General features: G+C 75.5%; 3 protein-coding genes. 1 reads left to right on the top strand and 2 read right to left on the bottom strand.

The genetic code is table 11. The annotated features are described in order from the left end of the window. Positions 1 to 51 precede the first annotated feature (51 nt). Both RKE29_RS27805 and RKE29_RS27800 read right to left on the bottom strand, forming a co-directional pair. The gene (locus RKE29_RS27805) at positions 52 to 864 is read right to left on the bottom strand and encodes a MerR family transcriptional regulator (RefSeq protein WP_312008441.1); all 813 of its coding nucleotides are present in this window, start codon (positions 862 to 864) and stop codon (positions 52 to 54) included. A 131-nt stretch (positions 865 to 995) separates the two neighbouring features. Next, on the bottom strand, positions 996 to 2,495 hold the full coding sequence (locus RKE29_RS27800) for a M1 family metallopeptidase (protein ID WP_312008440.1): 1,500 nt from the start codon (positions 2,493 to 2,495) through the stop codon (positions 996 to 998). Positions 2,496 to 2,720: 225 nt separating this feature from the next. Here RKE29_RS27800 and RKE29_RS27795 point away from each other — a divergent pair, with 225 nt between their 5' ends. Further along, positions 2,721 to 4,610: a Xaa-Pro dipeptidyl-peptidase gene (locus RKE29_RS27795; RefSeq protein WP_312008439.1), complete on the top strand. Its 1,890-nt coding sequence runs from the start codon at positions 2,721 to 2,723 to the stop codon at positions 4,608 to 4,610. Positions 4,611 to 5,095: the final 485 nt, after the last annotated feature.

The following is a 5,095-nucleotide window of genomic DNA, read 5'->3' as shown; positions in this document are numbered from 1 at the left end:
GGGTCCGCCTGCCGCGGGGCGGGGTCCGCCCGTACCCCGCCCGCCCGCGGCCTACGCGTCCCCGGCCGCCGGCCCGGCCGCCGGGTCGTCCCGCCCGCCGGGCCCCGCGGGCCCGTCCCCGTCCGCCGGGGCCTGGTCCTGGCCGTACCAGGCGCGCAGCTCCTCCCTCATCGACCGCTGGAAGGCGATGACCAGCGCCTGCACCACCAGCGGCTGCACGTGCGCCGACAGCGACTTCTTCGCCCGCACCTGCTCCGCGCCCGACCCGCTCCCGGCCAGCTCCGGCCCCCACACCTCGTCCCGGAACAGCCGGCTCAGCTCGCGCGCCACCGACCGGGTGTGGTCGACCACGACCGTGTGGGCCGCCAGGATCGTCTCCATCGGGATCGGCAGGTCCAGCAGCCGCAGGCCCAGGTGCAGGGTCCTGGGGTCGATGCGGAAGACGTCCGGGTCGGCGGTGCGCTCCAGGGTGCCCAGCGCGGCCAGCCGGTCGACGTCCTCCTGTGCCGCCTCCCGGCCCAGCCGCCGCGCCAGCTGCTCCCGGGAGACCTCCTCCGGCGCGTCCGGCGCCCAGGACGCCACCAGGGCCCGGTGGATGGCCAGGTCGTCGGCGCTCAGGTCGTCCGGCAGCGCCTCCAGGTACCGCTCGATGGCCGCCAGGGTCATGCCCTGGTGCTGGAGCTCCTCGATCAGCGCCAGGCGGGAGAGGTGCTCGGGCCCGTACCGCCCCACCCGGCGGGGGCCGATCGCGGGCGGCGGCAGCAGGCCGCGGGTGCTGTAGAAGCGGACCGTGCGGACGGTCACCCCGGCGCGGGCCGCCAGTTCGTCGACGGTGAGACTGGGTTCCTCGGTCTCGGTGCTCATCGGCCGCGCCTCACTCTCCGCTGTGCTGCCTCCGGTTCATCAGTATCGCTGTCTCACCACCACTGTGAAACCTCTGGGGCCCGCCGCGCCACCGTCGGCGGCGCGGCGGGCCCGAAGGAGGCGGCGCGCGGTCAGCGGGCGGCGGGCAGGCCGTGGCCGTGCGCGGCGTGGATGCGCTGCCACGACGCCGGGCGCGCCGGCGCCGGCCCGGCGCCGAGAGCGGCCGCGCGCGCGGCGGGCGCGGCGGGCTTCGACGGCGTGAACAGCCAGGTGTCGAACAGGCCGGTCAGCTCCTTGCCGGAGGTCTTCTCGGCGTACGCCTCGAAGTCCCGCACCGCGGCGTTGCCGTACCGGTGCTCGGCGGTCCAGCCCTTCAGGACCGCGAAGAAGGCGTCGTCGCCGATCTCCTCGCGCAGCGCCTGGAGGGCGAGCGCGCCCCGGTCGTACACGGCGTCGTGGAACTGGTTCTCCGGACCCGGGTCGCCCGGCTTGACCGTCCAGAACGGGTCGTCGGCCGGGTGCGAGGCGTAGGTGTAGTCCGCGAGCTGCCGGGTGGTGCCCTCGCCCTCCTTCTCCGACCACAGCCACTGCGCGTAGCTGGCGAAGCCCTCGTTGAGCCAGATGTCCCGCCAGTCCTTCACCGACACGCTGTCGCCGAACCACTGGTGGGCCAGCTCGTGCACGATCAGCGAGGTGTTGGCGCCCTTGGCGAACTGCGCCGGGCTGTAGAACGGCCGGGTCTGGGTCTCCAGCGCGAAGCGCGTGGCGGTGTTCGGCACGTAGCCGCCGGCCGCGTCGAACGGGTACGGGCCGAAGACGCCCGCCTCCCAGTCGATGATCTCGCCGGTGCGCTCGACGCTGGCGCGCGCGGCGCCCTCCTGCTCGCCGAGGTCCTTGCTGTAGGCGTTGACCACCGGCAGCCCGCCGTCGGTGGTGCCGGTGGTCACGTCGAACCTGCCCATCGCGAGCGTGGCCAGGTACGACGCCTGCGGCTTGCGCTCCCGCCAGCTGTAGCGCGTCCAGCCGAGCCGGGAGGAGGCGGCCTGGAGGGTGCCGTTGCTGATCGCCTGGGTGCCGTCCGGCACCGCGACCGAGACGTCGTAGCTCGCCTTGTCCAGCGGGTGGTCGTTGCTCGGGAACCACCACCAGGCGGCCTCGGGCTCGTTGGCCGCGACCGCGCCGTCCGGGGTGCGGTGCCAGGCCGTGAAGCCGTCGACCACGACCTTCGAGGGGGTGCCGCGGTAGCGCACGACCACGGTGGCCGGGCGGCCCGCGGGCAGCGGGGCGGCCGGCGTTATCTCCAGCTTGTGCGGGCCGGCCTGGGTGAAGGCGGCCTTCTTGCCGTTCACCCGCACCTCGCTGGTGTCCAGGGCGAAGTCCAGGTCGAACCGGGACAGGTCCTGGGTGGCGGTGGCCAGGATGGTCGCCGTGCCCTCCAGCAGGTCCGTGCGGGGCTGGTAGGTCAGGCGCAGGTCGTAGTGGGACACGTCGTACCCGCCGTTGCCGTACGTCGGGTAGTAGGAGTCGCCGATACCGGGCGCGCCGGGCGCGGGGCCGGCGGCCGAGGCGGGCACCGCCAGCAGCAGGAACGCGGCGGATGCCACGCCGGCGACGGTGAGTCTGTGGCGCACGAGTCCTCCAGAGCGTAGGGGGTGGCGATCGAGCACCCTGTGACTGTAAGGACGCCGCGGCCCGGCCACACGTCACGGGCGGCCGCCGACACGGGATCGACATCCGTACGACACGCGTCCGTACGCGCCCGCGCCCGCGTGCTTCCAGCCGTTGCCGAGAAGGGCGCGAGCAGCCGTCCCGTAACCCCCTTCTGTCCGGCGGGCCACTCGCGCTACGGTCCGCCCGTGCTGCTACGCGTGCGGAAGCCCCGCATCCACTGGAAGGCCCTGACCAGGCTGATACCGGCACTGGCCGCCGTCCTGACCGCCGTCCTGCTGGCCCCCGCCGGCGCCCACGCCGCGCCGCCGGGCGCGGGGGAGAGCCGGCCGGTGTACTCCTACGCCGACGCCGTGCGCGAGACCGTGTGGGTGGACACCGGCCTCGACGGCGACGGGGACGGCAGGCCCGACCGGGTGGCCGCGGACATCGTGCGGCCGCGCGAGCCCGCCGCCGAGGGCCGCCGGATTCCCGTGATCATGGACGCCAGCCCGTACTACTCCTGCTGCGGGCGCGGCAATGAGAGCCAGAAGAAGACCTACGACGCGGCCGGGCACCCGGTGGGGTTCCCGCTCTTCTACGACAACTACTTCGTGCCGCGCGGCTACGCGGTCGTCCTGGTCGACCTCGCCGGGACCAACCGCTCCGACGGCTGCGTGGACGTCGGCGGCCGGTCCGACATCCAGTCCGCCAAGGCCGTGATCGACTGGCTGAACGGCCGGGCCCGCGGCTACGACGCCCGCGCCGGGGGCAGCCCGGTCACCGCGACCTGGACCAACGGCGCCACCGGCATGATCGGCAAGAGCTACGACGGCACGGTGGCCAACGGCGTCGCCGCCACCGGCGTGAAGGGCCTGCGCACCATCGTGCCTATCGGCGCCATCTCCTCCTGGTACGACTACTACTTCGCCCAGGGCGCCCCGCTGTACGACGGCGGCCCCGACGAGCTGTCCCACGCCATCGAGAGCCCCGGCGCGCAGGCCCGCTGCGACGCCGTGCAGCGCCGGCTCGCCGACGGCGCGCCCCGCAGTGGCGACTGGACCCGGCTGTGGCGGCAGCGGGACTACGTGCCGGACGCCTCCCGGGTGCGCGCCAGCGTCTTCGCCGTGCACGGCATGCAGGACCTCAACGTCCGCACCAGGCACCTGGGGCAGTGGTGGGACGCGCTCGCCGCCGCGGGCGTGGAGCGCAAGATCTGGCTGTCGCAGACCGGGCACGTCGACCCCTTCGACTTCCGGCGCGCCGCCTGGGTGCCGACCCTGCACCGCTGGTTCGACCACTACCTGCTCGGCGTGGACAACGGCGTCGAACGCGAGCCCGTGGCGGACGTCGAGCGCGCCCCCGGCCGGTGGTCCACCGACCGTGCCTGGCCGCCCGCCGGCACCTCGCCCGCCGTCCTGCGGCCCCGTCCCGGAGACGGCACCGGCGCCGGGACCCTGGGCACCCGGCCGGCCGGACCGGGCTCGACCGCGTCGTTCACCGACGACCCCGGGCTGAGCGAGACCGACTGGGCCGCGCACGTGGACGGGCCGGCCCCCGCCGACGCCGCGTTCGCCACCCCGCCGCTGACGCGCGACCTGCGCCTGTCGGGCTCCGGAACGGTGACCGTCACCGCCACGCCGAGCACCGCCACCGCGCACCTGTCGGCCGTCCTGGTGGATCTCGGCCCGGCCGTCATCCGCGACTACGCCGACCGCTACGAGGGCATCCGCACCCTGGACAACCGCACCTGCTGGGGGGAGAGCACGGCGGGCGACAGCGCCTGCTACAAGGAGACCGAGCCGAAGACCACCGGCGTGTCCGCCACCGTCTTCAGCCGCGGCTGGGCCGACCTGGGCACCTGGGCCGACCCCGGCAAGGGCCGCCCGCTGACACCCGGCAGGCCGTATACGATCACCGTCGACCTGGCGGCCAGCGACCACGTCGTCCCGGCCGGGCACCGGCTCGCGCTGATCATCGGCGGCACGGACGCCGGCCTGATCGAGCCGCCCCCCTCCCGCCCCCGGCTGACGCTCGACCTGGCCCGCACCTGGGCCACCCTGCCGCTGAGCGGCGGCGCCGCGGCCCTGCGGCCCTGAGCCGCCGCTCAGGGCCGTGACGGCCGGGAAGGGGCCCGGGCGGCCCTTCGGCGGCTGTCCCGTCATCCCCGGCGGATCGGCGAGCGGCGTCAGACGCGGTCCGTCGCAAGGCGGCGAGACGTCCGAAGAGCGGCTTTCTTCGGACGTCTCGCCAACGCCACGAGCGGCCGTAGCGCGGCGTCGGGAGCCCTCCAGCGGTGAGGGACAGCCTGGAGCGCCGTCGTATGAGGCGTGCGGCGGCCCAGGCCCGCTCCGCAACCGGCCGGAGCGGGCCTGGGCCGCGCCTGCCCGACGCTGCCCCCGGTACGGGCGCCGGCCCTCGGCGCCGTACCGGGGGGTGCCCGTACCCGCTCCGGCCGGCCCGGGGGGCTACCGCTTCGGGTCCACCAGCCCCGCCCGCCGCAGCGCGTCCGCCATGGCCCCGTTCACCGGGGGGGCGTCCCGGCCGCCGCCGCCCGTGCCGCGCTGGCCGCGCCCGCCGCCCT

The organism is Streptomyces sp. B1866, assembly GCF_031932565.1.
Lineage (GTDB): Bacteria > Actinomycetota > Actinomycetes > Streptomycetales > Streptomycetaceae > Streptomyces.
This window is presented reverse-complemented; position numbering and strand designations above follow the sequence as displayed.